Here is a 26168-nt window from a genome sequence, read left to right as displayed (position 1 = left end):
GCGTGAACCCCATCTGCACGCTACCGCGCCGCATCCATAGCCTCGCGCATCCGCCGCACCGCCTCGCCAAGCCCGACGAACAGCGCCTCGCCCACCAGGAAATGCCCGATATTCAGCTCGCGCACCTGCCGGATCGCCGCGATCGGCGCGACATTGTCATAGGTGAGCCCGTGCCCGGCATGCACCTCGATGCCGTTCTTCGCCGCCAGCGCCGCCGCGTCCTCGAGCCGCCGCAGCTCGACGCTGCGCGCATCACCCGACAGCTCGGCATAACGCCCCGTGTGCAGCTCGACGACCGGCACCTTCAGCCGCACCGCCGCCTCGATCTGCCGCGCGTCGGGCTCGATGAACAGCGACACACGGATCCCCGCCCCCGCCAGCGCGTCGACCAGCCGTGCCATCCGGTCATAATGCCCCGCCACGTCGAGCCCGCCCTCGGTGGTCAGCTCCTCGCGCTTTTCGGGCACGATGCACGCCGCATGCGGCCGGTGGCGCAGCGCGATGCCGAGCATCTCGTCGGTCGCCGCCATCTCCAGGTTGAGCGGGATCGCAAGCTCGGTCGACAGCCGCGCGATGTCGTCGTCGGTGATGTGCCGGCGATCCTCGCGCAGATGCGCCGTGATCCCGTCCGCCCCCGCCGCCGCCGCGACCAGCGCCGCGCGGACCGGATCGGGATAGCCCGCCCCGCGCGCATTGCGCACCGTCGCGACGTGATCGATGTTGACGCCGAGGCGCAGATGCGCGGTGCCGGGGGGGCTCATGCCGCCGCCCTGCTACCGGGCTTGATCGCCGGAATCGCCGCGAGTTCGGGGGGCAGCGCATCCGCAGCGTAGGTCGGCACGTCGAGCCGGATCAGCGGGAAGAACGGCACGCCCAGATCCGCTGCGCCGTTCGACCGGTCGACCAGCGCCGCCGCCGCGACCGTCTCGCCGCCCGCGCGCCCGATCGCCGCGATCGCTTCCTTCGACGACAGCCCGGTGGTCACCACGTCCTCCATCATCAGCACGCGCTGCCCCGGCGCCAGCCGGAAGCCGCGGCGCAGCTCGAACACGCCGTCGGGCCGCTCGAGGAACATCGCCTCGACGCCCAGCGCGCGCGCCATCTCGTGACCGCAGATCACCCCGCCCATCGCCGGCGACACCACCGCGCTGATCGACGCGCGCAGGTTCTCCGGGATCCGCGCGACCAGCGCCTCCGCCAGCCGCGCGCCACGCCTGGGGTCCATCAACACGCGCGCGCATTGCAGGTAGCGCGAGCTGCGCAGGCCCGAGGACAGGATGAAATGCCCCTCGAGCAGCGCCTCGGCAGCGCGGAATTCGGCGAGCACGTCGTCTTCGGTCATCGCGGGTCATCGCTCCAATGAAATCTGTCGCGCTGTACGATCGCGGCAAAGTCCACGCAATGACAACCGCCACCGCCCCCGCGCCGGACGTCATACGCCCCGAAAAATTTGCCGGCCCGTGCAACAAATTCAACAAAGCCCGCACCGGGGTTGAGGCTCGCCCCGCCGCCGCCTATAGCCGAATGTCAAAATGATAAGCAGACATCCGCGCGTCCGTGATACGGGTTCGCACCAAACCGGGGTCAAGAAAAACGATGCGCATACTGGGGATGAGAGGATTGGCGATCGCAGCGGGGCTCGCACTGGCGAGTCTTGGCGGCGTCGCCGGGCAGGCTGCACCGGCTTCGCAGGCCGCCGCGACCGCGCCTGACACCGGCGCCGTGGGCGCTGCACCACAGGCCGCGGCCGGCCCGGCCGGCGTGTCGAACACCGCACCCACCAGCGCTGCCGCCCCGGCGACCGCGAATCCCTCCAGCCCGGCGCTCGCCGAGGATGGCGGTTATGCGATGGCCCCGACCCCCGGCGTGGGCCAGCCCACCCCCGGCACCGTCGGCCTCCAGCCACAGGTCACCAAGAACGGCGTCTTCGCGCACTGGATGCACAATGCGATCCTGATGCCGACGATCACCGCGGTCTCGCTGCTGGTGCTCGCTTTGCTCTTCTGGGTGGTCTTCCGCTATCGCCGCGCCGCCAACCCGGTGCCGTCGAAGACCAGCCACAACACCGTGATCGAGATCATCTGGACGCTCGCCCCGGTGATCATCCTCGTGCTGATCGCGGTCCCATCGATCGGTCTGCTCTCCGCCCAGTTCAAGCCGGCGCCCGCGGGCGCGGTGACGATCAAGGCGATCGGCAACCAGTGGTACTGGACCTACCAGTATCCGGATAATGGCGGCTTCGAAGTCACCGCGAACATGCTGAAGGAGGCCAAGGACGTCGGCGCGGGCGAACGTGCGCGCACTGATGCCGACGGCCCGCGCCTGCTCGCGACCGACAACCGCATCGTCCTGCCGGTCGGCGTGCCGATCCGCCTCATCACGACCGCGAACGACGTGATCCACAGCTGGGCGGTCCCCGCCTTCTGGATCAAGCTCGACGCGATCCCCGGCCGCCTGAACGAGACGAGCTTCACGATCGACAAGCCCGGCCTCTATTTCGGCCAGTGCTCCGAGCTCTGCGGTGCGCGTCACGCGTTCATGCCGATCGCAGTCCAGGCCGTTTCGCCCGCGCAGTTCGCGGCGTGGGTCCGGGCCAAGGGCGGCTCGATGCCGACCCCGGGCCAGGCCTCCGACAAGGTCATTCCGCAGCCCGGCGCCGACGGCTCCGCGGCCAAGGTCGAGGAGGCGGCGGAAACCGCCAACGCCACCGGCCCGGTCGAAAACGTGACCACCGCAGCGCCCGCCACCACGCAGGGCGCGACCTCCAACCCGGCCGGCGCCGGCAACGCGGGACTCTAAGATGACCGACACCGCTCTCAACCCGTCGGCGTTCGTCGCCCATGATGCGCATGCGCATCATCACGACGCCGATCACAAGCCCGGTTTCTTCGCGCGTTGGTTCATGTCGACCAACCACAAGGACATCGGCACGCTCTACCTGATCTTCGCGATCGTCGCGGGGATCATCGGCGGCTCGGTCTCGGGCCTCATGCGCGCCGAGCTCGCCGAACCCGGCATCCAGTATCTGCAGGGCTGGGCCGGCATGCTCCACGGCGGCAGCGCCAGCCTCGACGAATCGCTTCACCTCTGGAACGTGCTGATCACCGCGCACGGTCTGATCATGGTGTTCTTCATGGTCATGCCGGCGATGGTCGGCGGGTTCGGCAACTGGTTCGTGCCGATCATGATCGGTGCGCCCGACATGGCGTTCCCGCGCATGAACAACGTGTCGTTCTGGCTGCTGATCCCCGCCTTCACGCTGCTGCTCGCCTCGCCCTTCTTCGGCGGCGCAGGTAACGGCTGGACGCTCTACGCCCCGCTCTCGACCTATGGCGAGCCCGGGCCGTCGACCGACATGGCGATCCTCGCGCTCCATCTCGCGGGCGCCTCGTCGATCCTCGGCGCGATCAACTTCATCACCACCATCTTCAACATGCGTGCGCCGGGCATGACGCTGCACAAGATGCCGCTGTTCGTGTGGTCGATGCTCGTCACCGCGTTCCTGCTGCTGCTCGCGCTCCCGGTCCTCGCGGCCGCGATCACGATGCTGCTGACCGATCGCAACTTCGGCACGACGTTCTTCGATCCGGCCGGCGGCGGCGATCCCGTCCTCTACCAGCATCTGTTCTGGTTCTTCGGCCATCCCGAAGTCTACATCATGATCCTGCCGGGCTTCGGCATCGTCAGCCAGATCATCTCGACGTTCAGCCGCAAGCCCGTCTTCGGCTATCTCGGCATGGCCTATGCCATGGTCGCGATCGGCGTGGTCGGCTTCGTCGTCTGGGCGCACCACATGTTCACCACCGGCCTGTCGGTGAACACCAAGATGTACTTCACCGCCGCGACGATGGTCATCGCGGTCCCCACCGGCATCAAGATCTTCTCGTGGATCGCGACGATGTGGGGCGGCTCGATGAGCTTCAAGACGCCGATGGTCTGGTCGATCGGCTTCATCTTCATGTTCACCGTCGGCGGCGTGACCGGCGTCGTGCTCGCCAACGGCGGCATCGACGACTACATGCAGGACACCTATTACGTGGTGGCGCATTTCCACTACGTGCTCAGCCTCGGCGCGGTGTTCTCGCTGTTCGCGGGCTTCTATTACTGGTTCCCGAAAATGTCGGGCAAGATGTACAACGAGTTCCTCGGCCAGCTCCACTTCTGGGTGTTCTTCATCGGCGTGAACGTCATGTTCTTCCCGATGCACTTCCTCGGCCTGCAGGGCATGCCGCGCCGTTACCCGGACTATCCCGACGCCTACGCGCACTGGAACTATGTCGCGACGGTCGGCTACATGATCATGGCCGCGGGCATGGCGATCTTCTTCGTCAACCTGATCTGGTCGCTGATCGCGGGCAAGAAGGCGGCGGACAATCCCTGGGGCGAAGGCGCCACGACGCTCGAATGGACGATCTCCTCGCCCCCGCCCTATCACCAGTTCGAGACCCTGCCGAAGATCGACTGAGGGCGGATCAGGGCCATCAGGCCCCCGCCCGGCCGGCGCGGCAACGCCGCGTCCGACGACACGGGACTTGCTCCCGTGTCGGGGCCAGCCAGAAAACGCCTCGGGGCAACCCGGGGCGTTTTTTCATATCCGCCGTCCTCCCCCAAACCGTCATCCTGACGGACGTCAGGACCCAGAGCCCAGCCGGACAGCTCGCCCGAAAATCGTCCCACCCCGGCACGCCCCGAAATCCCCCGCTAGCCAAACCCCGCGCGGGTCCCCAAACACGGCGCATGCCGACGCTCCAGCACCTCGCCGTCTCGATTCTCGGCCTGACCCTCGCCGGCGGCACCGCGATCGCGCTGACCGGCGCCCGCCCCGTGACGGCGACCCAGGACCCCGCCCTTCCCCGCACCGCGCCAAAGGCCCGCCCAGCGGCACCTGCCCCCAAACCGGCCGCCCCCGATCCCGCCGCCTACACCGTCAAGCGCATCCTCCAGATCCCGGGGCCGATGCGTCAGGGGGACCATTACTGGGACGAGACCGGCGCGCCCCAGGGCCCCGTCGTCGTCACCGTCGACCTCGCCGCGCAGACCGTCTCGGTCTTCCGCGCCGGCTATGAGATCGGCACCGCGGTCATCATCTACGGCGCGGACGAGAAGCCGACTCCCCTGGGCGTCTTCCCGATCACGCAGAAGGACGCGGATCACGTCTCCAACCTCTACAATGCGCCGATGCCGTACATGCTGCGGCTGACCAATGACGGCATCTCGATTCATGGCAGCGACGTCGGCGACGGCTATGCCACGCATGGCTGTATCGGCGTGCCCAGGGCGTTCGCGAAACGGATCTTCGACGCGGTGAAGCTGGGCGACCGGGTGATCGTCACCGATGGCGAGCGACTCGACCTCGGCCAGCCGATCACCGCCGCCTGATCGGCGCCCGCCACCATACCCGGGTTTCGATTTCCCCAGCAGAAGCCCAGCAGAACCATGGCTTTCCCCGAACCGCCGGGTCGCGTATAGGCCTGCGCAACCATGACCACTGCGACGCCCCTGCTTCCCCCCGCCGAATGGCGCGACTTTCTGGCGCTGACCAAACCCCGGGTGATGACGCTCGTCGTGTTCACCGGGCTGTGCGGCATGCTCGCCGCGCCCGTCGGCATCCATCCCGTGATCGGCTTCACCGCGATCCTGTGCATCGCGCTCGGCGCGGGTGCGGCGGGGGCGCTCAACCAATGGTATGAATCCGATATCGACGCGGTGATGCGCCGCACGCAGAAGCGCCCGCTTCCCGCCGGCCGGATGGACCGTCAGGCCGCGCTGCATTTCGGCGTCGGGCTCGCCAGCTTCTCGGTCCTGCTGATGGGGCTCGCGGTCAACCTCGCCGCGGCCGCGATCCTGACCGTCTCGATCCTGTTCTACGTCCTCGTCTACACCGTCTGGCTCAAGCGCCGCACGCCGCAGAACATCGTCATCGGCGGTGCGGCGGGCGCCTTCCCGCCGCTGATCGGCTGGGCGGCCGCGACCGGCGACGTCGCGCTGCTCCCGCTGCTGCTCTTCGGGCTCGTCTTCCTGTGGACGCCGCCGCATTTCTGGGCGCTCGCACTGTTCGTGAAGACCGATTACGCCAATGCGGGCGTGCCGATGCTCCCCGTCGTCGCGGGCGAGCGCGTCACCCGGACCCAGATCGGCCTCTACACGATCCCGATGGCCGCCGCCGCGGTGCTCCCCTGGCCGCTCGGCCTGGTCGGCAATTTCTACGGCGTCGTCGCGACCGTCCTGACCGGGATCTTCGCCTGGCTCGTGGTCGTCGTCGCGACGCGCACGACCGGCACTGACGACGCGATGAAGCCCGAGCGGCGCTTGTTCAAATATTCGATCCTGTATCTCTTTGCGATGTTCGGCGCGCTCGTCGTCGATAGGTGGCTGGCATGAACGACGACAAGACCCGCGAAGACCTGATCCGCCGCCGCCAGATGGGCCGGGCCAAGGTGATGGCGCTGCTGCTCGGCGCGTTCGTCATCCTCGTCTTCGCCATCTCGATCGCCAAGATCCAGGCGGGGATGCCGCACTGATGCGGGTCGAGCGCACCACGCGAACCGCCCTGCTCGCGGTGCTCGGTATCTGCTTCATGACCGGGCTCGCCTTTGCCAGCGTGCCGCTCTACCGCCTGTTCTGCCAGGTCACCGGCCTCAACGGCACGACGCAGCGCGGGCTCGTCGCCCCGGGCGGGACCGATCGCCAGATCCGCGTCGATTTCGACGCCAATGTGAACCCGAAGCTGCCGTGGAAGTTCGCGCCCGAAAACCCGTCGGACACGATCGCGGTCGGCGCGCGCGACATGGCGTTCTTCACCGCGACCAACACCTCGGACCGGCCGATCACCGGCACCGCGACGTTCAACGTAACGCCCGCGCAGGCCGGCAAATATTTCACCAAGATCCAGTGCTTCTGCTTCACCGAGCAGACGCTCAAGCCCGGCGAGACCGCGCGGATGCCGGTGATCTTCTTCGTCGATCCGAAGATCCTCAAGGATCCCGACGCGGCGGATATCCAGACGATCACGCTCAGCTACACGTTTTACCCGGTGGATTCCGCGAAAAACGCAAGCTAGGACAGTCGTAAAGAACATAGGGGAGTACCATGGCCGGCGCCAAGAACCACGATTATCACATCCTGCCGCCCAGCGTCTGGCCGCTGGTCGGGTCGATGTCCGCACTCGTGATGGCGGTCGGCGGCGTCATGTGGATGCATGGCGGCCATGTCGACAAGCCCAATGGCGGCGGCTGGATCTTCTTCATCGGCCTCGCCGGGCTGCTCTTCACCTTCTACAGCTGGTGGGCCCAGGTCATCGCCGAGGCACGCGCGGGCGATCACACCCCCGTCGTCCAGCTCCATTTCCGCTATGGCATGATCCTGTTCATCGCCTCCGAAGTCATGTTCTTTGTCGGCTGGTTCTGGGCGTTCTTCGACTTCTCGCTCTTCCCGACCGCGATGAGCATCGTCGACGGCCAGGTCGAACGCGCTGCCGAAGGTGCGGCTGCGGTCGCCGCACAGTGGCCGCCCAAGGGCCTCACCGTCATCAACCCGTTCGAGCTTCCGCTGCTCAACACGCTGATCCTGCTGACGTCCGGCACCACCGTCACCTGGGCGCACCACGCGCTGATCCACAACCAGCGCGGTGGCGAGAAGACCGGGCTGTGGGGCATGATCGGCGTCGGCAACCGCGACGGCGTGCTCAAGGGCCTCTGGCTGACCGTCATCCTCGGCGCGCTGTTCAGCGCGATCCAGGCCTATGAGTACATGCACGCGCCGTTCCCGTTCAAGGGGATCAACTATGGCGCCGCGTTCTTCATGGCGACCGGGTTCCACGGCTTCCACGTCCTCATCGGCACGATCTTCCTGATCGTCTGCCTCGTCCGCGCCTATAAGGGCGACTTCACCCCGCGCCAGCATTTCGGCTTCGAGGCCGCCGCCTGGTACTGGCATTTCGTCGACGTCGTCTGGCTGTTCCTGTTCGTCACCGTCTATGTCTGGGGCGGCTGGGGCGCCCCCGTCCACGGCGGTTGAGCACCGCCCGCTCCACTAGCCTCCCCCCCGGTAGGCACCACCCCGGTAGGCCCCACCCCGGTAGGCACCACCCCGGCGAAGGCCGGGGCCCAGTTGGGAAGGCCGCAGTAACGAAGCACTGCCCTGCGTTGGCAACGTCCCCCAACTGGGCCCCGGCCTGCGCCGGGGAGGTGGCCTCCGGCGAACCGCCCGCCCGCCCCACCCTGTTCTCCCGCAAAGGCGGGAGCCCAGCCTGGCTCCCCGCCCCCGCGGGGAGCCACACCGGGCAAGGCGACCGCGCATGACCCCCGACCCCTACCCCCTCGCCTCCGCCCCCCCGATCGCCCAGGTCGCGCTCAAGGGCCTCTGCCCGCGCTGCGGCAAGCCCACCCTCTTCGCCAGATGGGCCGAATTCGCCGACCGCTGCTCCAATTGCGGCCTCGACTTCAGCAAGTTCAACGTCGGCGACGGTCCCGCCGCGTTCCTGACACTAATCCTCGGCGCGATCGTCGTCGCACTCGCGATCACGCTCGAGCTGACGCTGCACCCGCCGCTCTGGGTGCACATGCTGGTCTGGATCCCGTTCACCGCCGCGGGCGTCATCCTGTCGCTCCGCGCCGCCAAGGGTGCGCTCATGTCCGCCGAATATCGCAACGCCGCGCGCGAGGGTCGCAGCCAGCCGTGACGACCACCCGGCGTTTCCCCGTCCTCCCGACCCTCCTCGTCGCCCTCGCGGTCGCGGCGATGATCGCGCTCGGCCTGTGGCAGTTGCTCGACCGCCTCCCGAAGAAGGAGGCGTTCCTCGCTCAGCTCGCCGCCAACCCCGCGCGTCCGCCGATGGCGTTCCCGCCCCTGCCCGACGAGACGCTGCTGTTCCGCCGCGCGACGGGCGTCTGCCTCGAGCCGACCGCAATCCGCCTCGCCGGCGCGGGCAAGGCGGGCTTCCGCGTCATCGCCGACTGCCGCACCGGCGCCGAGGGCCCCGGCATGATCGTCCAGCTCGGCACGACGCGCGATCCGAAGCGCAAGCCGCAATGGCCCGGCGGCGCGGTCTCGGGCTATATCACCCACGCCCCCGACGGCCGGTCGCTGATCGGTTCGCTGTTCGACCCGACCCCGGCGCGGCTGATGCTCGTCGCCGACACGCCGCCCGCCGGTCTCGCCCCCAACGGCAAGCCCGACCTCGACGCGGTCCCGAACAACCATCTCGCCTATGCCGGCCAGTGGTTCTTCTTCGCCGCCATCGCCGCGATCATTTATGTCCTGGCACTGGGCAGGCGCGGCAAGGTTGTGTCGAAAGCTGCGTCCCGCTAACCGGTTTGGCCATGCGTTACATCAGCACCCGCGGCTCGGCCCCCGTCCTCGATTTCGAAGCGGCGACGCTCGCCGGTCTCGCATCCGATGGCGGCCTCTACCTCCCCGAGACATGGCCGACGATGAGCCGCGACGAGATCGCCGCGCTCGCCGGCCTCTCCTATGTCGACACCGCGGTCGCCGTCATGGCGCCGTTCGTCGGCGACGCGATGACCCGCGACGAGCTGAAGGCGCTCTGCGACCAGGCCTATGGCCGCTTCTCGCACGCCGCGGTCGTCCCGCTGGTCCAGCTCGACCACGACCAGTGGCTGCTCGAACTCTTCCACGGCCCGACGCTCGCCTTCAAGGACGTCGCGCTCCAGCTGCTCGGCCTCTTCTTCGAACGCTTCCTCGCCGGCACCACAAAGCGCCTGACGATCGTCGGCGCGACCAGCGGCGACACCGGCTCGGCCGCGATCGACGCGGTCGCGGGGCGCGAGGGCATCGACATCTTCATGCTCCACCCCGCCGGCCGCATCTCGGACGTCCAGCGCCGCCAGATGACGACGGTGCTCAGCCCCAATGTCTTCAACATCGCGATCGAAGGCAGCTTCGACGATGCGCAGGCACTCGTGAAGGCGATGTTCAACGACCCCGGCTTCTCCGACCGGTTCGCGCTGTCGGCGGTGAACTCGATCAACTGGGCCCGGCTGATGGCGCAGGTCGTGTACTTCTTCTACGCCGCGGTCCGCCTCGGCGCGCCCGACCGCGCGGTCGCCTTCTCCGTGCCCACGGGCAATTTCGGCGACGTCTTCGCGGGCTATGTCGCCGCCCGCATGGGCCTTCCCGTCGCGCGGCTGATCGTCGCGACCAACGTCAACGACATTCTCCACCGCGCGCTGAGCAGCGGCGACTATTCGAAGACCGGCGTCGAACAGACCCCGACCCCGTCGATGGACATCCAGGTTAGCTCGAACTTCGAACGCCTGTTGTTCGACCTCGGCAGCCGCGACGGCACGGCGCTCGCCGCGCAGATGGCAGGCTTCGAATCGTCTGGCGCGATGCGGCTGACCAACGCACAGTCGCAAGGGGCGGCGGCGCTGTTCCAGAGCGACCGCGTCGATCTCGACGACATGACGCTCGCGATGCGCTGGGCGCATGAGCATGCCGGGCAGGTGATCGACCCGCACACCGCGATCGGCCTCGCCGCCGCGCTGCGCACCGAAGTTCCGCCCGGCACTCCGATCGTCACGCTCGCCACCGCGCATCCCGCCAAGTTCCGCGACGCGGTCGAGCGCGCGACTGGCGTCCGGCCTTCGCTCCCCGCACGTGTCGGCGACCTGTTCCAGCGCGAGGAGCGTTACGTCACGCTGCCCGCGACCTTCGACGCGATCACCGCCTATATCGCCGACCGCGCAAAGCCGTCGGCATGAAGACGCTCGACACCCTCATCGGCGAACCCTGGGCGGATTACGGCCTGATTGATTCGGGCCACGGCAAGAAGCTCGAACGCTATGGCCGCTTCCGCTTCATCCGCCCCGAACCACAGGCGATGTGGGCCCCCGCCTCGACTGACTGGAAGGCGCAGGGCGAGTTCGTCCCCGGCTCGGACGAGGATGGCGGCGGCCGCTGGGAATTCTCGGAACCCGTGCCCCGCGAGGGCTGGACGCTCAAGTGGAACGAGGTGTCCTACACCGCGCAGACCACCCCCTTCCGCCATCTCGGCTTCTTCCCCGACATGGCGCCGGTGTGGAGCTGGATGCGCGAGCGCGTCGCCGGGCTCGACAGTCCGGAATGCATGAACCTGTTCGGCTATACCGGCGTCGGCACGCTGGCGATGGCGACCAAGGGCGTCCGCATGGTCCATGTCGATGCGTCGAAGAAATCGGTCGAGGCGGCCAAGGCCAATGCGCGCCTGTCGGGCATGGCCGACGCGCCGATCCGCTGGATGACCGACGACGCCGCCAAGTTCGTCGCGCGCGAGGTCCGTCGCGGTCGTCGCTATGACGGCATCCTGCTCGACCCGCCCAAATATGGCCGCGGTCCCGAGGGCGAGGTCTGGCGGCTCGAGGAGGATCTCCCCCGCCTCATCGCCGACTGCCGCAAGCTGCTCGACGAGAATTCGCGCTTCCTGTTCCTCACCGTCTACGCGGTCCGCATGTCCGCGCTCGCGATCGGCGAACTGCTGAACCAGGTCTTCGCCGACCTGCCCGGCAAGGTCGAAGCCGGCGAACTCGGCGTCCGCGAGGAAACCCGCGGCCTCACCCTTCCCACCGCCATCTGGGCCCGCTGGTCCCGCGACTGACGCGGGACCACCCCTAAAATCCGTTCGTGCTGAGCGAAGTCGAAGCACAGCCCCGCCCCAACCCAAACCGTTCGTGCTGAGCGAAGTCGAAGCACCATCCCCAACACCTGCCCCAACCCCCGCCTACTCCATCCCAGCCCGCATCGCCGCCCCCGCGACGAACGGCGCCCCCGCCACCAGCACGAGGCTCACCGCGCCGAGCAGCTTGAACGCCCCCGCCCCGCCGACCGGATCGAGCCCGCCTGCGCCAAAGATCAGCAACGGCACCGCGAGCGGCAGCATCACCAGCCCCGCCACCGCGCTCCCGCCGCGCAACCCCGCGACCAGCGCCCCCGTCGCGACCGCGAGCGCGGCGAGCCCCGGCGTCCCGATCGCCAGCCCGATCTCGACCCGCAGCAACGTCGCCCCCGACAGATCGAGCAACCCCGCCGCGATCACCGCCGCCAGCATCAGCGGCGGCGCGAACGCCACCCAGTGCGCAACGACCTTGCAGGCCGCGACCAGCGCCAGCGACACCCCGCGCACGCGCAACTGGTCGAGCACCCCGCTCTCCAGGTCGGGCCCCACCAGCCGCTCGACCGGCAGCAGCGCCGCGAGCAGCGCCGCCGCCCAGATCACCCCGCCCCCGACCCGCGCGAGCACCGCCGCATCGGGCCCGATCGCGAACGGAAACAGCACCGCGACCAGCAGGAAGAACGCGACGACCAACGCCGCCCCGCCCCCCGCATAGCCGCGCCGCACGTCGCGCAAGGTCAGCGCCAGCATCACGCCGCCTCCTCACCCGCTAGATGGATCGTCTGCGCCCCCGGGATCGCCAGCGGCAGATGCGTCGCGGCCAGCACGATCCCGCCCGAGCCCCGGTGCCGCGCGATCAGCGCCTCGAGCCGCCCGACCGATGCCGCATCGAGCCCGTTGCCCGGCTCGTCGAGCAGCCAGATCGGCGCGCCCGACGCGACCACGCGCGCCATCGCCACCCGCCGCCGCTGCCCGGTCGACAACATCCGCACCGGCACCGCCGCCAGCGCCGCGAGCCCGACCGCGTCGAGCGCCTGCGCCACCGCCGCGCTATCCGCGCCGTCGAGCGCCGCCCAGAACGCCAGCCCCTCGCTTACCGTGCGCTCCGCATCCAGCGCCGCCGCCTCGGCCAGCAGCGCGATGCGCCCGGTCGCCGTCACCGCACCCTCGGCGGGCGGCAACAGCCCCGCGGCGATCCGGATCAGACTCGACTTGCCGACGCCGTTGGGCCCCGCGACGACCGCCGCCTCACCCGCCGCCAGCGCGAACGACACGTCGTCGAACAGCCGCCGTCCGCCGCGGTCGCAGGCGACACGGCGACACGCCAGGCTCACGCCGCGGCGTCTTCCAGCGCATGCATGGCGTCGTCGCTCAGCCCGAAATGATGCCCGATCTCGTGGATCGTGACATGCGCGACCAGATCGTCGAGCCGCACCCCGGTCTCGATCCATTCCTCGAGGATCGCCCGCCGGTACAAGGTGATGCGATCGGGCATCGCGCCGGTATCCATCGACGATTTCTCGCCCAGCGGCCGCCCCTGATACACCCCCGACAGGTCGAGCGGATGCTCGATGCCGAGCTCTGCCAGCGTCTCCTCGTCGGCGAATTCCTCGATAGCGAAGACGACGTCGCCCAGATGCACGCGGAATTCGGCGGGCAGCCGCGCGATCGTCGCGCGCCCGATCGCTTCGATCGCAGCCGCATCGGGCGCGAGCCCCTGCGTATCGCCATGGATTGTCGCTTGCCCGCTCATGGCTCCAGCCATACGCGTTGGCGATCCATAGCTGCAAGGGTACGCGAATGATCGAGGCACTGAACGAGACCGAGCGGGCCGAGGCGCTCGATGGACTCGACGAGTGGGATTATGACGATGGCCGCGACGCGATCACGCGGACGATCGTGTTCGCCGATTTCGTCGAGGCATTCGGCTTCATGACCCAGGTCGCGCTGATCGCCGAGCGCGCCAACCATCATCCCGAATGGAAGAATGTCTGGAACCGCGTCGAGATCCTGCTCACCACCCACGACGCCGGCGGCCTCTCCCCCCGCGACATCGAAATGGCCGAAGCCATCGACGCCATCGTCGGCGACTCCTGACCGCCGAACCGTCATCCTGACGCCCCTCCCGTCATCCTGACGAAAGTCAGGATCCAGAGCCCCAAACGGCAACGCCCGTGACTCTGGGTCCCGGATCAAACCCGGGATGACGGAAGCCCCCCCCTAGCGCTTCACACTCCGCCGCATCCGCTTGCGCAGCGACCCCGGCATCCAGCGCGCAGCGAACGCCATGCGGTGCGCGGTCTTGCCGACATAGGTGTGGACCGCGTTGCCGTGCACCGCCGCCCAGGCCGCGTCGGCGACCGCCTCGACCCCGGTCAGCTCGAGCCCCGCGCCCGTCACCGTCTCGCGGATCGACCGGTTCGATCCCCCCGCGGTCGTGTTCAACAGCGGCGTGTCGATGAAGCTCGGCACGATCGCGCGCACCTTGATCCCGTCGCCCGCCCATTCGCCGTCGAGCGCCTCGGTGATCGCGCGCACCCCGAACTTGGTCGCCGAATAGGGCGCCAGCCCCGACGAGCCATAGATTGCCGACGCCGAAGCGGTGTTGAGCAGGCACGATCCCGGCGTCCGCTTCAGATAGCCATGACCGATCTTCGCGCCGTTCAGCACGCCGACCAGGTTGACCCCGACCACCCGGTCGATCTCGGCGAAGTCGGTCGTCGCGAGCGGTCCGCCAGAGCCGATCCCGGCATTGTTGAACAGCACGTCGAGCCGCCCGCCCGTCACGGCCGTGAACGCATCGAGCGACGCCACCCACGCCGCGCGGTCGCGCACGTCCATCACATAGGTCGACGCCCCCTCGGGCAGCAGCTCCGCGGTCTCCGCCAGCCCCGCGGCGCTGACGTCGGCCAGCCCGATCCGCCAGCCCTTGCGCGCGAACAGCAAAGCGGTCGCGCGACCGATCCCCGATCCGCCGCCGGTGATGAATATGCTCTGCTGGCTCATGGCCGATCCTCTCCGTTTGATTTTGCGGTATGTTTCCCGCATCCTGCGCCCAGATGCCAGATCAATCTCCAGCGCTCGCTTTCGAACGCGTCACCAAGGCTTACGGCGCGACGATCGCGGTCGATGCGGTCTCGCTCGAGATCGCGGGCGGCAGCTTCGTCGCGCTCGTCGGCACCTCGGGATCGGGCAAGTCGACCCTGCTGAAAACGATCAACCGCCTCGTCGAGCCCAGCGACGGCCGCGTCCTGCTCGACGGCACCGACGTCACGTACGGCCCCGCGCCCGCGCTGCGCCGCCGGGTCGGCTATGTCTTCCAGAACATCGGCCTGTTCCCGCACATGACGATCGCCGAGAACATCGCGATCGGGCTGCGCATCGCCGGCCGCGGCGCCGAGGCCGATGTCGGCGCGCTGCTCGATCTCGTCGACCTGCCGCGCGCCATCGCCGGGCGCCTGCCCGACGCGCTGTCGGGCGGCCAGCGCCAGCGCGTCGGCATCGCCCGCGCGCTCGCACCCGGGGCAAAGCTGCTGCTCCTCGACGAGGCGTTCGGCGCGCTCGATCCCGTCACCCGCGACGCACTCGGCACGCGCATCCGCGAGCTTCACGACCGGCTGGGCCTCACCACCATCCTCGTCACGCACGACATGGCGGAGGCCTTGCTGCTCGCCGACCGCGTGCTCGTCATGAAGGCCGGGCGGATCGTCGCCGATGCGACCCCCGCCGCGCTCGTCGCGGGTGAGGGCGGCGACGACGCCCAGGCACTGGTCCAGGTCCCGCGCGCGCAGGCCGACCGCCTCCGGGCGCTCGTCGCATGAGTGCGTTCCTCGACGCGCTGACCCGCGTGCCGCCGCTGCTCGCCAGCCACGTCCTGCTGTCCGCGGCGGCGCTGCTGCTCGGCATCGCGATCAGCCTGCCGCTCGCGATCTGGTCCGCGCGCAACGCCGCGGTCGCGCGCGTCGCATTGGGCTTTGCCAGCCTCGTCCAGACGGTCCCCAGCCTCGCGCTGCTCGCGCTCTTCTATCCGCTGCTGCTCAGCCTCTCCGCGCTGGTCGGCGGCGGGATCCCGGCGCTGGGCTTCCTCCCCTCGCTGATCGCGCTCACGCTCTATGCGCTGCTGCCGATCCTGCGCAACGCGGTCGCGGGGCTGCAGGGGCTCGATCCCGCGGTGTCGCAGGCCGCCGACGCGGTCGGCATGACCCCCGCGCAGAAGCTCCGCCTCGTCGAGGCTCCGCTCGCCGCCCCCGTCGTCGTCGCCGGCATCCGCACCGCCGCGGTCTGGACGATCGGCGCGGCAACGCTGTCGACCACGGTCGGCCAGCCGAGTCTGGGCGACCTGATCTTCGCCGGGCTTCAGACGCAGAACTGGGCGCTGGTGCTTGCCGGCTGCGTCAGCGCGGCGGCGCTCGCGCTCGCGGTCGACGCACTGATCGGCGGGATCGAACAGGGCATCCGCGCGCGCCGCCGCTGGCTGTGGATCGCGAGTGCCGCGCTGCTGGTCGCCGGCACCGCGCTCGCCACCGCGCCGCTCTGGCCCCGCGGCGGCGGCGACCGGACGGTCGTCGTCGGCGCGAAGAACTTCTCCGAGCAATATATCCTCGCGCGGCTGATCGGCGACCGGCTGACGCGCGCGGGCTACACCGTCACCTATCGCGACGGCCTGGGCTCAGCGCTCGTCTTCGGTGCGCTCGCAGGCGGCGATATCGACGTCTATGTCGATTATGCCGGCACCATCTGGGCCAACGAGATGAAGCGCAGCGACGTGCCCGAGCGCACCAAGATGGTCGCCGATATCGGCATTTGGGCGAAGAGCACGCACGGCGTCGGCCTGGTCGGCTCGCTCGGGTTCGAGAACGCCTATGCCTTTGCGATGAAGGCGGAGCCTGCGCGCCGCCAGCGCATCGCGAGCCTCGACGATCTGGTGAAGGCCGCGCCCGGCCTGACGCTCGGCAGCGACCTCGAATTCCTCGAACGCCCCGAATGGGCGGCGGTGAAACGCGCCTATCCGCTCCGCTTCGCGCGCACCACGCCGTACAGCCCGACCTTCATGTACCGCGCGCTGCAGAGCGGGAAGGCGGACGTCATCTCCGCCTTTTCCTCGGACGGCCGGATCGCCGCGGACACGCTGACCGTGCTCACCGACCCGCGCCACGCGATCCCCGGCTATGACGCGATCCTGATGGTCGCCCCCGCCCGCGCGAACGACGCGCGCTTCACCGCCGCGCTCCGCCCGCTTATCGGCCGCATCCCGGTCGAGGCGATGCGCACCGCCAACTACCAGGTCGACCGCGACACCGACAAACAGACCCCCGAAGCCGCCGCCCGCTGGCTCGCCAGCAAGATCGGCCTGTAACCCGAACGCTGAACCGCCCCCACCCCGTCATCCTGACGAAAGTCAGGATCCAGAGCCACGGAGGGCGGCGCTGTTGGGCTCTGGATCCTGACTTCCGTCAGGATGACGCGAGCCTCAGAAAAACAGCTTCCGCACGCTCACCCGCACCGTCCGCCCCAGCGGATCCAGATAATCCGGCTGATAGGTATTCGGCACCGCCCCGCTCGCATCGGTCACCCGCTGCCGCGTGTTGAACACATTGTCGACCGACAGCGTGACGCGCATCCCGCGCAGCCACGGCCGCGCCTTCACCCATTCGAGCCGCTGCCCCAGATCCGCGAACAGCCGCACGTTTGCGGTCGCCAGCCCGCCGAAATTGAGCGTCTCGGGCGCCGCCGCGGTCCCGCCATCGACCCGGGTGCCCGCCGCGTAATTCGCCGACAGCCGCGCGCCGAGGCCGTTGTTGCTATAGCCCGCCTGCGCCTCCAGGCTGTGCCGCGCCGACCCGCCATTATTGCCGATCGCATCGCCGTCGAGCAGGTTCAGGCTCGGCCCGCCCTCCGCGACCAGCACGCGGTCGGTAAAGCGCCAGGTGTGATACAGCGCGAACTGCACACGCCCGCCGCCCTGCCCGCGCCCGCCACGCCCGAAGCCGCCGCCTCCGCCGCCCGGACCGCCCGGGCCACCGCCGCCACGTCCTTCACCCGGCCCGGCGCCTTCGCCCCGCGGTCCTTCACCCCGCGCGCCTTCACCCCGCCCGCCTTCACCCCGCGGCCGCCCGCCGCCCGGCGGCTGCATCCCGGCAAACGGATTGGGCCCCGTCCCCGCGCGAAACGCCTCGAGCTCGCGCTGGATCTTCGACTTCAGCGGCGCGGAGAAATTGATCCCCCAGCGCAGTTCGGAGCGTTCGCTGCGCGCAAAATTGATCGGCCGCCGGTCGACCTGCAACAGCGCCCCCGTTGCGTCGCGGACGAACCGGTCGGGAAACGCCGCCTCGATCGCCGCGGTCGCGGCCGGGAAGGCGGCGATCGGATTGTCGGTCCGGCTGTCGACATAATTGGCGGTCAGCGTCACCTCGCGCCCCGCCCAGGGCTTCACCGTCAACCCCAGCTTGGTCACGCGGTTATTGTCCGCACTCAGCCCGGGATTGCCGCCGCTGATCGTCGTCACCGTCGCAGTCGTGCCCTGGACATAATCGAAGACGCGGACATTGGGCGTCGTGATCGACGGATTGCCCAGCTGCTGCGCGGTCGGCGCCTGGTCGGTGTCGGTCACCGACGCGATCAGCCGCACCGCCGGGATCGGCGCCCAGTTCGCGCCGTAACCAAGCGTGGTCAGCGTGCCGAAATCCGACAAATGATCCTGCGCCAGGTTGAAGTTCGCGGACAGCGTGCCGAGGAACGGCAGCACGTCCTTAGACCGGCTCGCGATCGGCAGGTCGACATTGACTTGGCCGTTGACCGTGTCGCGCGCCACCTGCCCGCGCTGCGCGAACCCGCCGCGATCCGACCGGCTGTCGAAATCGGCGGTCTCCGCGCCCAGCTTGAGCGTCGTCGACACGTCGCCCGCGGGCAGCGCGAACAGCCGGCCATTGGCGACCGCGTCGATCCCGCCGATGCTCTGCGTCGCATAGGCGCGGTTGCCCGCCGCCGCGCCGATATCCGCCGCGGTCAGCGCGCCCAGCGGCACCGCGGTCGGATCGCCCGCCGCCAGCCGCGCATTGAACGCGCCCGCATCGACGCCCGTATCGGTGAAGGTCTGCGTGTCGCTGCGATCGTAATTGCCCGTCACCGTCCAGCGCCACGTGCCGGCATCGCCGTTCAGCGTCGTGCCCAGATGCGCCGCGATCGACGACGCGCGCTGCGCCAGCGGCAGGAAGCCCGGATCGTCGAGCGCACGGTTGATCACGCTGCCGTCCGCCAGCGTCAGCGCCGCGACGGGCAGGCCGTTCAGGCTGCGGCTGTCGGTGGATTCGAGCCGTCCGTTGATCGTCGCGCCGACATTGCCGAAGATGTTGCGCGCATAGACGCTGTTCGCGGTGAAGGTGCTCGTCTGGCCCTGCAGCGTGCGGAACGGCGTCGGATCGACGACCGTGCCGCCCGCTCCCACCGCCCCGCTGCCGTTGCCCCCCGCGATCGGCACGATGTCGCGCTCCGCCTCGGTCAGCGCCGAACTCGACGTATATTCGGCGTGCAGGTTCACCCGCCGGTCGCGCGCGATCGTCAGCAGGTCGAGCTTGGCCTGCGGCGTGTTCGTGCCCCCCTCGGTCGGCATCCGGTCGATCGCCTCCGCGGTCACCGCGCGAAAGCGGCGGCGCAGCACGAAGTTCACGACCTTCTGGTCCGCGCGATAGCCATATTTCAGCGCGACCTCCTCGGGCAGGATCTCGACGCGCTGGATCGCCTCGGTCGGGATGTCGCGGATTTCGGAGAAGCTCGAGATCCGCCGCCCGTTGAGCAGCACCACCGGCGCGCCCCCGCTACCGCGCCCGCTCGTCGTCTGCGGGCTGAGTTCGGCGAGCAGGTCGGACACCGAGCTGACGCCGTAGGAGCGGATGTCCGCCTGGCCGAGCGTCTGATCGGGCGGAATGTCGCCGACCACCGACCCCGGCAGCTTGCGCGATCCGGTGACGACGATCTCCTCGCCCTCGACGCTATCCTCCGGCTCGGCTGCAGCGCCGTCCGTCTGCGCGGCATCCGTCGCTGGCACCGGCGCAGGCGCCTGTTGCGCCGCCGCCATCGCCGGCAGGCTCACCGCCAGCATCAAACCCAGTGTACGCATAACCCTGACATCCCATCGACCTGACCCCGGCACCTAGGGGCCAATTGTCGCAGGATTATGCCGCTTCACCGCGCCGCGTCGGTCGGTCCGGCCATGATTCCGGCAGCCCCGACGGCGGGCCCGACGGCGGGCGGCGTCCCGATCAGCTCCATCCGCGTCGTCGTCGCGCCCAGATCGATCCCCGCCTCGCGGAACTGCCGCAACAGCGTGAACAGCAGCGCGCTGCGCACCGGATAGGCGTCGCGCGGGCTCGCGACATAGGCAAAGCAGTTGAGCTTCGCGCGCCCGCTATCGACCGAATCGATGAACACCTTCACCTCGGGATCGTCGAGCACCTCGCTCTGGTCGGCAAAGGCGGTGAACAGCATCGTCCGCACCGCGTCGAGATCGCTCTCGATCGGCACCGAGAATTGCAGCTGGATCCGCCCGATCGGCGCGGCCAGCGTCATGTTCTGGATCGTCTTGGTGATCAGCTCCGAATTGGGGACGATCAGCGTCGATCGGTCCGCGACCTGGATCTCGGTCGACCGCACGTTGATCCGCTTCACATCGCCCTCCTGGTTGCCGATCCGCACCCAGTCGCCGATCTTGACCGGCCGCTCGGCGAGCAGGATCAGCCCCGACACGAAATTCTGCGTGATCGCCTGCAGGCCGAAGCCGATGCCCACCGACAGCGCGCCCAGCACCACCGCCAGCTTCTCCATCCCGATCCCGAGCGCGGCGAGCGCCCACAGCACCGCGGCGATGATTCCCGCATAGCGCGCGACCATCGTCACCGAATTCTGCGCGCCCGCATCCATCGCGGTCGTCGGCAGATAGCTGTTGACCAGCCAGTGCTGCAGCCCGCGCATGATCGCCAGCGCGACGAACAGCACCGCGATCGAGCGCAGCACCGCGCCCGGCGATATCGTGATCTCGCCCACCGTGATCCCGCCCGCAAGCGTCCCGAACAGCTCGAACACCGACGTCACGCCCGCCCCGAACGGCGCCATCACCGCGCCGAACGCCAGCATGATCAGCATCAGCCGCAGCACTGCCGACAGCAGGACGCCGATCTGGTCGACCGTCCGGTTGCCGACGCCGAAGCCGCTGTTCGCGCTGCGGCCGATCCGGTTGCTGCTCGACAGCGCGGCGCGGCAGGCGTCGTCGGTGAAGGTCATCATCAGGTACAGCGTCGCGCCGACGATCGCCCCCCACACCATCCACTGCGCGGTCTTCAGCGCGAAATTGACGTATCCGGTCAGCGTCGCGACGAACGCGACCAGCACCGCCAGCCACACGACCAGCGCGACGATCGCGAGCAGGCTGTTGCGGGCGGGCTTCTCGGGATCGGGCTGAGCCGCCGCCCTCAGTCGCCCGAGCGCGACCAGCACGCCGGCGATCAGCGCCAGGTGGAGCAGCGCGATCAGCGCGTTCGCCGCGGTCGACGCCGCCGCACTCGCGCCGACCAGCGCGTTGGCGGTGATCAGCAGCTGGCCGAAGAACACCACCCCCGCCGCTGCCCAGGTGAAGGGGCGCAGCGTCTGCGCTGCGCTGTCGCCGATCGGCAACAGCCGCCAGCTCGGCTGCGCGCGCAACAGCAACGCGCCGCCCAACGCCGACAGGAAGGCCGCAAAGAACGACAATCCGACGAAACGCGCCGCGATCTGGTCGAACGCGGGCGACAGCAGGGCGGACCAGCGCAGCGACTGGACGAACGCCAGCGCGGCGAATCCGGGCAACATCGTGCCGATCACCACCAGCCACAGCGCATAGGCCGACCGCCGGATCCGCCCCCCCGGCGCATGATCGGTCGCATAGCCGCGCCCCAGCCGGTGGAGCGCACCGCGCACCGGCACGAGCAGCACCAGTGCGGCGAGCAGCCCGGTCAGCGCGATCATCGCCGCCTGCATGTCGAACCGCTGGGCGAACTGGCGCGCGCCGGTCGCCGCGAACCGGTTCAGCCGCGCGGTGTCGCGCGGCAGGTGATCGATGATCGCGGTCCACAGCGTCGGCGACAGCGGCGACGCGCTGCGCTCGGACAATTGCTGGCCCAGCTCCTCCGCCTCGGCTGCCCCGATATCGTCGATCTGCTGCTTGGCCTCGACCCCGATCAGCCGCGCGCGCTTGATCGCCGAATCGATCGCCGACTGGCTCTGCGCGAGCAATCGGCGCTGCTGGCGGATCTCGGGCGCCTCGACCACCCCCGGCGTCGCCGCGCCCAGCTCGGTCACCCTCGCCTGGACCAGCGCCATTTCGGGCGTCAGCACCCGTACCGCCTCCGCTGCGGTCGCCTGCACCGCCTCCGCCCGCGTCCGCAACGCCTGCCGCGCCGCATCGTCACGCGCCTCGACCGCCGCATCGTCGACCGCCTGCAACTCCGCCGACGCCCGCGTCAGCCCCGCCGCCACCGAGGCCACCTTCGCCTCGTCCTGCGCGAGGGCGGGCACAGCGGACACGAGCAGCAGCAACGCGGCGAAATAGCGCAAAACGATCATCCGCCCGGCTCTACAGCGTCACAGCCAAAAACGGGAGAGCCCGCCGCGATGGCCCGCCCCCCCTACACACCACCCCGGCGAAGGCCGGGGCCCAGGTGGGAAGGCTGAAGTAATGACGCGCAGCATCAGCCCAGCCACGTCTCCCAACTGGACCCCGGCCTCCGCCGGGGTGGCGCACGGAGCGATAGCCCCACCCCACCCCACCCCAAACCACCCCGGCGAAGGCCGGGGCCCAGGTGGGAAGGCTCGAGTAACGACGCGCAGCATCAGCCCAGCCACGTCCCCCAACTGGACCCCGGCCTCCGCCGGGGTGGTGGAGCCCATGTTCTCCCGCGAAGGCGGGAGCCCAGTCTGGGTCCCCGCCTGCGCGGGGACACAAGAGCTGAAACCTATTCCAGCTCCAAAATCACCTGATCCACCGCCAAGCTGTCGCCCGCCGCCGCCGATACCGACTTCACCACGCCGGTCTTCTCCGCGCGCAGGATATTCTCCATCTTCATCGCCTCGACCACCGCGAGCGCCTGCCCCGCCTCGACCCGGTCCCCCGCCGCCACGTCAAGCCGCACCAGCAGCCCCGGCATCGGACAGATCAGGAATTTCGACAGGTCGGGCGCGACCTTCTCGATCAGGTGCGCGGCATAGGGCGCGACCCGCGCGGGCAGCACGCGCGCGACATGGCTCGCGCCGCGCGTCGTCAGCCTGAACCCCGCGCGCGCCCTGGCGATGCGGATCGTGAGATGCTCGTCGCCCTCGGCCATCACCATCCGGTCCCCCGGCGTATATTCGAGCGACAAATCGAGCTCGACGCCATCGACCGAAATCCCGTCGGTCGACACGCGCACGTCGTGATCGGTCCCGCCGATGGTCACCACCCAGTCCGCGGGCGGACGCAGCCGCCGCCCGAGCTGCCCGTCGATCCGCCGCGCGCGATCGGCCTCCGCGGTCGCGGCGAACGCGGCGACCGCGGCAAGCGTCGTCAGCAACACCGCATCCGCGGGCGCGCCGTGGAAGCCGTCGGGATATTCCTCGGCGATGAACCCGGTCGTCAGCGCCCCCGACTGGAAGCGCGGATGCTGCATGATCGCCGACAGGAAATCGATGTTGTTCCCCGGCCCCTCGAGCTCGAACGCGTCGAGCGCCGCGATCTGCGCCGCGACCGCCCCCTCGCGCGTCGGCGCCCAGGTGATCAGCTTGGCGATCATCGGGTCATAGAACATGCTGACCTCGCCCCCCTCGCGCACGCCGTCGTCGACACGAACGCGGGGTTCGGCGGAGTCTACACCGTTCGTGCTGAGCGAAGTCGAAGCATTCTCGCTCAGGGCGAACGGGAGGGGCGGATTATACCGCACCAGCCGCCCGATGCTCGGCAGGAACCCGCGATACGGATCCTCCGCATAGACCCGGTTCTCGATCGACCAGCCGTTCAGCTTCACCGCGTCCTGCGCGAACCCCAGCGGTTCGCCCGCCGCAACCCGGATCATCAGCTCGACCAGATCCAGCCCGGTAATCTCCTCGGTCACCGGATGCTCGACCTGGAGCCGCGTGTTCATCTCGAGGAAGTAGAACCCCTCGCCGGTCGTATCCGCGCCCGACACGATCAACTCGACCGTCCCCGCCGAATAATAGCCCACCGCCCGCGCCAGCGCGACCGCCTGCTCGCCCATGGCTTTCCGCATCTTGGGCGTCACGAACGGCGACGGCGCCTCCTCGACGACCTTCTGGTGGCGCCGCTGGATCGAGCATTCGCGCTCGTTGAGATAGACGATGTTGCCATGCTGGTCGCCGATCAGCTGGATCTCGATATGCCGCGGGCTTTCGATGAACTTCTCGATGAACACGCGGTCGTCGCCGAACGATGCCAGCCCCTCGCGCTTGGTCGCCTCGAAGCCTTCACGGACGTCCTGCTCGCTGTAAGCCAGCCGCATGCCCTTGCCGCCGCCGCCCGCCGACGCCTTCATCATCACCGGATAGCCGATGTCGCCCGCGATCCGCACCGCCTCGTCGGTGTCCGCGATCTCGCCCAGATAGCCCGGCACGACGTTGACGCCCGCCGCCTTGGCGAGCTTCTTCGATTCGATCTTGTCGCCCATCGCCGCTATCGCGGCGGGCGGCGGCCCGACGAACGCGATCCCCGCCTCGGCACACGCCCGCGCAAAGCTCTCGCGCTCGGACAGGAAGCCGTAGCCCGGATGGATACAGTCCGCGCCCGTCTCCTTGGCCGCCAGCAGGATCAGCTCGGCCTTGAGATAGCTCTCCGCCGCGGGCGCTGGCCCCAGCCGCACGCTCTCGTCCGCCATCAGCACGTGCGGGCTGCGCACATCGGCGTCGGAATAGACCGCGACGGTCTTGATCCCCATCGCCTTGGCGGTGCGCATCACGCGGCATGCGATCTCGCCGCGATTGGCGACCAGGATTTTCTTGAACATCTCTCGCCCTAAACTGTGCCGTCTCCCCGGCTTGGCGCCGGGTGCGGACGTGTATTTACTGGTACCAGATCATCGATTTGAGCTGCGCGGTCCGTGCCTTGGTCAGGCCGGTGCGACAGCCGGCGATCGTCATCGCCTGCGCCGAACCGCCGGCATATTGCCCGCCCTCGATCACGCATTGCGTGTCGCGGAACTTCAGCCACGCGCGCTGGCTTTCGAGCAGCGATCCCGCAAACCCGAAGCCACCGCCACGCGACGTGTCCTGCGCATCGCGCCGCTTCATATAGGCGTAGGTCCGCTTCCACTGCGCGGTCATCGCCGCGTCCGCCTGCGCATAGCTGCTGCCCGCAGACCGGGTCATCTGCGCCTGCGCGTGCGACTGGGGCTGCATCGGCGCGGCGGCAACCAGGAGTGCGATCAGCAGCATGTCTTGGCCTCGCGCATCGGTTCGGCACCCGTCATCGGCGTCATCCCCAGCTTCGCCAGCAACGCCGCATCCGCGCTGTCGCCGGCATTGCCCGTCGTCAGCAGCGTGTCGCCGGTGAAGATCGAATTCGCCCCCGCCATGAAGCACAGCGCCTGGGTTGCCTCGGACATGCTCTCGCGCCCCGCCGACAGCCGCACCATGCTCAGCGGCATCGTGATCCGCGCGACCGCGACGGTCCGCACGAACTCGATATCGTCGATCTTGGCGAGCGGCGTGTCGGCGAGCATGTTGCCGAGCACCGTCCCCTTGACCGGCACCAGCGCATTGACCGGCACGCTCTCGGGATGCCGCGGCAGCGTGGCGAGCGCGTGGACGAAGCCGACGCGGTCGCCGCGCGTCTCGCCCATCCCGACGATCCCGCCGCAGCACACCGAGATGCCCGCATCGCGCACGTTCGCCAGCGTCTCCAGCCGGTCCTCGAACGTCCGCGTGGTGATGACGTTGCCGTAATTCTCCGGCGAGGTGTCGATATTGTGGTTGTAGTAATCGAGCCCCGCATCGGCGAGCTGCTTTGCCTGCTCCGCGTCGAGCATGCCGAGCGTCATGCACGTCTCCAGCCCCATCGCGCGGACGCCCTCGACCATCGCGACGACCTTCGGCATGTCGCGCGGCTTGGGGTTGCGCCAGGCGGCCCCCATGCAGAAGCGCTGCGATCCCGCCGCCTTGGCGTGCGCCGCATCGGCGAGCACCGCATCGACGTCCATCAGCTTTTCCGCCTTCAGCTGCGTGTCCGAGCTCGCCGACTGCGAACAATAGCCGCAATCCTCGGGGCACCCGCCGGTCTTGATCGACAGCAATGTGCACAGCTGCACCTCGCTCACCGCATGATGCGCCCGGTGCACGGTCTGCGCGCGGTACATGAGGTCGTCGAACGGCAGGTCGAACAGCGCCGCGATCTCCGCGCGCGTCCAGTCCATACGCACCGTGCCCCCCTCCCCTTCAGGGGAGGGGCTGGGGGTGGGGCCCGTCCGCATATCCGACGTCGCGCTCGCGGCGGAACCCCACCCCAACCCCTCCCCTGAAGGGGAGGGGCTCGCAGGCGCCCCATAGCCGT

Annotated in this window: 25 protein-coding genes; 14 read left to right on the top strand and 11 right to left on the bottom strand. The window is 69.2% G+C overall.

The window, feature by feature from the left end; translation table 11 throughout:
- Positions 1-20: 20 nt before the first annotated feature.
- Both IFT54_RS03185 and pyrE read right to left on the bottom strand, forming a co-directional pair.
- The gene (locus IFT54_RS03185; RefSeq protein ID WP_107045503.1) at positions 21-761 is read right to left on the bottom strand and encodes a pyridoxine 5'-phosphate synthase; all 741 of its coding nucleotides are present in this window, start codon (positions 759-761) and stop codon (positions 21-23) included.
- Positions 758-1342: an orotate phosphoribosyltransferase gene (gene pyrE / locus IFT54_RS03180; RefSeq protein WP_107045502.1), complete on the bottom strand. Its 585-nt coding sequence runs from the start codon at positions 1340-1342 to the stop codon at positions 758-760. Before pyrE ends, IFT54_RS03185 begins: the two co-directional genes overlap by 4 nt.
- A gap of 269 nt (positions 1343-1611) precedes the next feature.
- Here pyrE and coxB point away from each other — a divergent pair, with 269 nt between their 5' ends.
- From coxB to IFT54_RS03125, 11 genes are all read left to right on the top strand, one after another.
- Positions 1612-2799, top strand: a complete 1188-nt coding sequence (gene coxB / locus IFT54_RS03175) for a cytochrome c oxidase subunit II (RefSeq protein ID WP_426290273.1) — start codon at positions 1612-1614, stop codon at positions 2797-2799.
- A gap of 1 nt (position 2800) precedes the next feature.
- Positions 2801-4465, top strand: coding sequence for a cytochrome c oxidase subunit I (gene ctaD, locus IFT54_RS03170; RefSeq protein WP_031393246.1), 1665 nt, complete (start codon positions 2801-2803; stop codon positions 4463-4465).
- Between the two features lie 272 nt (positions 4466-4737).
- Positions 4738-5379, top strand: a complete 642-nt coding sequence (locus IFT54_RS03165) for a L,D-transpeptidase family protein (protein ID WP_192069528.1) — start codon at positions 4738-4740, stop codon at positions 5377-5379.
- Between the two features lie 102 nt (positions 5380-5481).
- A complete protein-coding gene (locus IFT54_RS03160) occupies positions 5482-6381 on the top strand; it encodes a heme o synthase (RefSeq protein WP_192069527.1) in 900 nt (299 codons plus the stop codon).
- Positions 6378-6521 (top strand): hypothetical protein, encoded by a 144-nt coding sequence (locus IFT54_RS03155; protein WP_166746380.1) that lies wholly within the window; start codon positions 6378-6380, stop codon positions 6519-6521. Before IFT54_RS03160 ends, IFT54_RS03155 begins: the two co-directional genes overlap by 4 nt.
- A complete protein-coding gene (locus tag IFT54_RS03150; RefSeq protein ID WP_031441785.1) occupies positions 6521-7060 on the top strand; it encodes a cytochrome c oxidase assembly protein in 540 nt (179 codons plus the stop codon). The genes IFT54_RS03155 and IFT54_RS03150 overlap by 1 nt, the downstream gene beginning before the upstream one ends.
- 29 nt (positions 7061-7089) lie before the next feature.
- The gene (locus IFT54_RS03145; protein ID WP_031441784.1) at positions 7090-8016 is read left to right on the top strand and encodes a cytochrome c oxidase subunit 3; all 927 of its coding nucleotides are present in this window, start codon (positions 7090-7092) and stop codon (positions 8014-8016) included.
- A gap of 280 nt (positions 8017-8296) precedes the next feature.
- Complete coding sequence (locus tag IFT54_RS03140) at positions 8297-8680, top strand: DUF983 domain-containing protein (protein WP_031441783.1); 384 nt, start codon at positions 8297-8299, stop codon at positions 8678-8680.
- Positions 8677-9309 carry an SURF1 family cytochrome oxidase biogenesis protein gene (locus IFT54_RS03135; protein WP_342354751.1) on the top strand — a complete coding sequence of 211 codons (633 nt, stop codon included), beginning with the start codon at positions 8677-8679 and terminating at the stop codon, positions 9307-9309. Before IFT54_RS03140 ends, IFT54_RS03135 begins: the two co-directional genes overlap by 4 nt.
- Positions 9310-9320: 11 nt before the next feature.
- Positions 9321-10721 (top strand): threonine synthase, encoded by a 1401-nt coding sequence (gene thrC, locus IFT54_RS03130; RefSeq protein WP_192069526.1) that lies wholly within the window; start codon positions 9321-9323, stop codon positions 10719-10721.
- A complete protein-coding gene (locus IFT54_RS03125) occupies positions 10718-11593 on the top strand; it encodes a class I SAM-dependent methyltransferase (RefSeq protein ID WP_056017567.1) in 876 nt (291 codons plus the stop codon). The genes thrC and IFT54_RS03125 overlap by 4 nt, the downstream gene beginning before the upstream one ends.
- Positions 11594-11716: 123 nt before the next feature.
- Here the strand turns inward: IFT54_RS03125 and IFT54_RS03120 are convergent, their stop codons facing one another.
- From IFT54_RS03120 to IFT54_RS03110, 3 genes are read right to left on the bottom strand one after another with little or no spacing between them, the layout of a single operon-like run.
- Positions 11717-12358, bottom strand: a complete 642-nt coding sequence (locus tag IFT54_RS03120; RefSeq protein WP_056407012.1) for a heme exporter protein CcmB — start codon at positions 12356-12358, stop codon at positions 11717-11719.
- Positions 12358-12942, bottom strand: coding sequence for a heme ABC exporter ATP-binding protein CcmA (gene ccmA, locus IFT54_RS03115; RefSeq protein WP_192069725.1), 585 nt, complete (start codon positions 12940-12942; stop codon positions 12358-12360). The genes IFT54_RS03120 and ccmA overlap by 1 nt, the downstream gene beginning before the upstream one ends.
- Positions 12939-13361, bottom strand: coding sequence for a metallopeptidase family protein (locus IFT54_RS03110; RefSeq protein ID WP_244648487.1), 423 nt, complete (start codon positions 13359-13361; stop codon positions 12939-12941). The genes ccmA and IFT54_RS03110 overlap by 4 nt, the downstream gene beginning before the upstream one ends.
- Positions 13362-13408: 47 nt before the next feature.
- Here IFT54_RS03110 and IFT54_RS03105 point away from each other — a divergent pair, with 47 nt between their 5' ends.
- The gene (locus IFT54_RS03105; RefSeq protein WP_031394518.1) at positions 13409-13705 is read left to right on the top strand and encodes a 4a-hydroxytetrahydrobiopterin dehydratase; all 297 of its coding nucleotides are present in this window, start codon (positions 13409-13411) and stop codon (positions 13703-13705) included.
- 123 nt (positions 13706-13828) lie between these two features.
- On the opposite strand, the gene IFT54_RS03100 is transcribed toward IFT54_RS03105, so the two are convergent.
- Entirely contained in the window at positions 13829-14614 is a 786-nt protein-coding gene (locus IFT54_RS03100; protein WP_192069524.1) for an SDR family oxidoreductase, read from the bottom strand.
- A 53-nt stretch (positions 14615-14667) separates the two neighbouring features.
- Here IFT54_RS03100 and IFT54_RS03095 point away from each other — a divergent pair, with 53 nt between their 5' ends.
- Together IFT54_RS03095 and IFT54_RS03090 are read left to right on the top strand one after the other, a co-directional pair.
- Positions 14668-15429, top strand: a complete 762-nt coding sequence (locus tag IFT54_RS03095; protein ID WP_192069523.1) for an ABC transporter ATP-binding protein — start codon at positions 14668-14670, stop codon at positions 15427-15429.
- Positions 15426-16964 carry an ABC transporter permease/substrate-binding protein gene (locus tag IFT54_RS03090; protein ID WP_192069522.1) on the top strand — a complete coding sequence of 513 codons (1539 nt, stop codon included), beginning with the start codon at positions 15426-15428 and terminating at the stop codon, positions 16962-16964. The genes IFT54_RS03095 and IFT54_RS03090 overlap by 4 nt, the downstream gene beginning before the upstream one ends.
- A gap of 114 nt (positions 16965-17078) precedes the next feature.
- On the opposite strand, the gene IFT54_RS03085 is transcribed toward IFT54_RS03090, so the two are convergent.
- The 5 genes from IFT54_RS03085 to bioB all read right to left on the bottom strand — a co-directional run bounded on the left by IFT54_RS03085 (position 17079) and on the right by bioB (position 26088).
- Entirely contained in the window at positions 17079-19724 is a 2646-nt protein-coding gene (locus IFT54_RS03085) for a TonB-dependent receptor (RefSeq protein ID WP_192069521.1), read from the bottom strand.
- 65 nt (positions 19725-19789) lie between these two features.
- Entirely contained in the window at positions 19790-22201 is a 2412-nt protein-coding gene (locus tag IFT54_RS03080) for a DUF3772 domain-containing protein (RefSeq protein WP_192069520.1), read from the bottom strand.
- A 389-nt stretch (positions 22202-22590) separates the two neighbouring features.
- Positions 22591-24627, bottom strand: a complete 2037-nt coding sequence (locus IFT54_RS03075) for an acetyl-CoA carboxylase biotin carboxylase subunit (RefSeq protein WP_192069519.1) — start codon at positions 24625-24627, stop codon at positions 22591-22593.
- 55 nt (positions 24628-24682) lie between these two features.
- On the bottom strand, positions 24683-25054 hold the full coding sequence (locus IFT54_RS03070; protein WP_192069518.1) for a lysozyme inhibitor LprI family protein: 372 nt from the start codon (positions 25052-25054) through the stop codon (positions 24683-24685).
- Complete coding sequence (gene bioB, locus IFT54_RS03065; RefSeq protein WP_192069517.1) at positions 25045-26088, bottom strand: biotin synthase BioB; 1044 nt, start codon at positions 26086-26088, stop codon at positions 25045-25047. The genes IFT54_RS03070 and bioB overlap by 10 nt, the downstream gene beginning before the upstream one ends.
- Positions 26089-26168 lie beyond the last annotated feature (80 nt).

Origin of the sequence: Sphingomonas sp. CFBP 13714 (assembly GCF_014842205.1) — a bacterium.
Lineage (GTDB): Bacteria > Pseudomonadota > Alphaproteobacteria > Sphingomonadales > Sphingomonadaceae > Sphingomonas > Sphingomonas aerolata.
Note: the sequence above shows the minus strand (reverse complement) of the source record. Positions and strands in the feature narration are given on the sequence as shown.